Origin of the sequence: Salinicola socius, from assembly GCF_001937195.1 — a bacterium.
In the GTDB taxonomy this organism is placed as follows: Bacteria; Pseudomonadota; Gammaproteobacteria; order Pseudomonadales; family Halomonadaceae; genus Salinicola; species Salinicola socius.
The window spans coordinates 1-775 of the sequence record NZ_MSDO01000113.1 but is presented as its reverse complement, the minus strand read 5'-3'; the positions used below and the strand labels follow the sequence as shown (position 1 = coordinate 775).

Genomic DNA, 775 nt, shown 5'->3' with positions numbered 1-775 from the left:
TCACGCTGAGCGTCAGCGCGGTCAACGGCGTAACAGGTAGCGTGGGGCAGGCCATCACCGGCTCCAATGGCGGCACCTTCACGCTGAACGCGGATGGCTCCTACAGCTTCAATCCGGGTACGGCGTTCGATCGCCTGGCCGCCGGTCAGACCGACAAGACGCAGATCAGCTACACCGTCAGCGACGGCCAGGGCGGCACCGCCACCTCGACGCTGACCGTAACGGTGACCGGTACCAACGACGCCCCGGTCATCACCGGCACCGCTACCGGCTCGGTGACCGAAGACAGCAACGTCAATACCTCGGGTAACCTGACCGCCAGCGGCGCGTTGACGGCGACCGATGCGGATAATGGCCAGAGTGGCTTCGTGCCGGGTAGCGCCAATGCCGCCGCCGGCACCCTGGGAACGCTTGCCATCACCGCCGGGGGTAACTGGAGTTACAGCGTTGCCAATAGTGCGGTGCAATACCTGAAAGCTGGCGAAACCAAGGTCGAGAATTTCACTGTCTCCACGTTGGATGGCACCACGAAAACGATCGCCGTGACGATCGTCGGCACCAATGAGCTGCCGGAGACGCTGGATGTGAGTGTCACTGGCAGGGAGGATCCGTCATCACTGATCGCGGTCAATCTTGCCGGAACCGATGTGGACGGCAACATTGGCAGTTTCGAGATCTCGAGCCTTGGCGCCAACGGTACCTTCTATCGTGACGCGGCGGGAACTCAAGCGCTGACGCCCGGTGCCTCGATCTCCGCCAGCAGCAATGGCGCGAC

The 775-nt window shown here is 63.0% G+C and carries 1 protein-coding gene; it reads left to right on the top strand.

Annotation, left to right across the window (positions count from 1 at the left end):
* Nucleotides 1-775 (top strand): VCBS domain-containing protein (locus tag BTW07_RS19110; RefSeq protein WP_167369301.1); only part of this gene is annotated, 775 nt, incomplete at both ends.